The sequence below is a fragment of the Pseudovibrio sp. POLY-S9 genome, from assembly GCF_001431305.1.
GTDB lineage: Bacteria > Pseudomonadota > Alphaproteobacteria > Rhizobiales > Stappiaceae > Pseudovibrio.
The window spans coordinates 31,204-33,240 of sequence record NZ_LCWX01000204.1; the positions used below are offsets into that span (position 1 = coordinate 31,204).

Annotated in this window: 4 protein-coding genes; all 4 read left to right on the forward strand. The window is 53.1% G+C overall.

Features of this window, described 5'->3' with window-relative positions:
* Window positions 1–150 precede the first annotated feature (150 nt).
* Window positions 151–384: a hypothetical protein gene (locus tag PPL9_RS20845; RefSeq protein WP_057464492.1), complete on the forward strand. Its 234-nt coding sequence runs from the start codon at window positions 151–153 to the stop codon at window positions 382–384.
* Window positions 381–626, forward strand: a complete 246-nt coding sequence (locus PPL9_RS20850) for a hypothetical protein (protein ID WP_057464493.1) — start codon at window positions 381–383, stop codon at window positions 624–626. The genes PPL9_RS20845 and PPL9_RS20850 overlap by 4 nt, the downstream gene beginning before the upstream one ends.
* The gene (locus tag PPL9_RS20855; RefSeq protein WP_057464494.1) at window positions 623–919 is read left to right on the forward strand and encodes a hypothetical protein; all 297 of its coding nucleotides are present in this window, start codon (window positions 623–625) and stop codon (window positions 917–919) included. The genes PPL9_RS20850 and PPL9_RS20855 overlap by 4 nt, the downstream gene beginning before the upstream one ends.
* Before the next feature lie 25 nt (window positions 920–944).
* On the forward strand, window positions 945–2,037 hold a 1,093-nt coding region (locus PPL9_RS20860), incomplete at its 3' end, for a hypothetical protein (RefSeq protein WP_057464495.1).

Here is a 2,037-nt window from a genome sequence, read left to right on the forward strand (position 1 = left end):
GAGGCAAGGAGATCTCCGGCGCATCAATCTCAGAACAGCAGACAAACTCATCGCTCTGGGTGTCGCCTACCAACGTGCCGGAAAACTGGAAATCACCGAGCTAGGCCAAAAACTTGCTGCTGAAGCAATCCGCGTCAGGAGCAAAGCCTCATGAAAAACATTATCAAACCCGTTCTCACGATCGAGGCTGGCTATCTGCTCCAAAAGAAATCACCTGGGCAACAACCCTCCTACCTCCACTTGAGTGCCCAAGGCTACACCGACCACAGTAAATACGCCTGGCGCGGAACAGCCGAGCAAGCCAGCAACCTGCAACAACAGTCGGAGATTGCCCGCACTTGCGTCTTTGCAGAACGGCTTTTTGATCGAGGAATTGCAGCATGAACCTTTCAGAACAACTCACAAATCTGCCTGAAGCCAACTTCCACATGGACCAGGTTGCGGAGGAGATCTCCAACAACGGTGAGCTACTCCCAGAACTATTAAACCAGCTTGGCACCTTCTTCTCTGACATTGAGCCAGGCGAGTTGATCCCGGCTCTGGTGTCCACCTATGCCAACCTGAATGACTCTGGCCAAACCTTCCTCGACTGCATGAGCACAGCCTGGGAGGCCAGAACAACATGAGCCCTCCGCAAATCATCACTCAGTTGAAGGAACTCTCTGAGCAAGCTTCAGCCGGCCAATGGTTCCCACCAGAACCATACAGCAGCAAGCCAGTAGTTACCGCTGGAGTACTGGACCCAGTCCAAGTGGCAAGGTTCTACAGCGAATACCCCATGAACATTCCACCGGGAACTTTCCCTCTAGATAACCAACACATCAACGCAAAGTGGGTCGCACTGGCTAATCCAGAAAACATCATAAAAGTGATTGAGTTTCTGGAGTTAAAAGCCTCATACGAGCCAACCAAATACTAAACCGACCACACGCCAGGAGCGCCTCATGGCAAAACTACAAATCAAAATCCCTCACATCGCTTGGCGTGATGGCCGCCCTCGCTTCAATCCGGGCCCAGGCCTGCGCCGCTTGGGTTACAAGGGCGAGGATCTGAAAGACAGCGCCGGCAATTGGCTCGGCCTGGAGGCATCAATCCAATGGGCCAACAAACGCTCAGAAGAGGTTGAAGCGCGGCGGAAAGCAATAAAGATGGGAGCTAAGACCCAGCAACCAAAGCGGCGAGCTCCCATCTTCTCCGTATCAACTCTGATCTCACACTGGCACCAAAGCCCCAAGTTCGAAAAACTCGCCCCCAAAACGCAAGAGTGGTATCGCCAGATGGGCAACACCCTTTCGAATTTTGATGAGGAGTTTTGGGCAGCTCCTGCAGCAGGGATCTCAACTCCGATCGCCTATGGCCTTTTTGAAGCTCTCGAAATCAGCAAAGGCTTGACGACTGCACGTGGCATCATCGCCACCTGCAGGAGCGCTTGGAGTTATGGCAAGCTCAAAGGCCTGGTAGGAGACAACCCGTTTAAAGAGCTCGGCATGAGCACGCCAGCACCACGCTTGCGCGTAGGATCAATCCACGAGATGAAACAGCTCATCGCTGCAGCTGATGCATGTGGTCGCCCTGAGATCGGGGATGCTATTATGATCGGCCTATGCACCGGCCAACGCCAGGGCGACCGCTTATCCCTTATCGAAGAGAGCCGAGAAGAAGGACGCATCAAACTGCGCCAAAACAAAACAGGCGCACTCGTATCAATGCCAGAGCTCGCAGAGGTAACAAAGCGCCTGAACGCGGCAAAGGCCCGAAGAGCAAACTGGAAAGTAAAATATCCGCAACTGGTCCAGGACGAGACAGCACAAAAACCCTTTAGCATCACATCAAAGCACTACAGCAGGAAGTTTCGGGAGATCCGCCAGTATGCTGTAAAAGGAGATCCAGCCAAAGGCTTGAAGGCAACACCATCACTCACAGACTTCACAGATCAGGATCTCAGAGATACAGCTGTGACCTGGCTTGCAAATGCAAGATGCCAGATCCCCGAGATTTGCGCGATCACCGGCCACTCTCTCGAAAGCGCTCAGAAGA

Bases quoted from the DNA above. Each gene is read 5' to 3' on its own strand.
- PPL9_RS20850 (WP_057464493.1), top strand. From the start codon at position 381: ATGAACCTTTCAGAACAACTCACAAATCTGCCTGAAGCCAACTTCCAC.
- PPL9_RS20855 (WP_057464494.1), top strand. From the start codon at position 623: ATGAGCCCTCCGCAAATCATCACTCAGTTGAAGGAACTCTCTGAGCAA.
- PPL9_RS20845 (WP_057464492.1), top strand. From the start codon at position 151: ATGAAAAACATTATCAAACCCGTTCTCACGATCGAGGCTGGCTATCTG.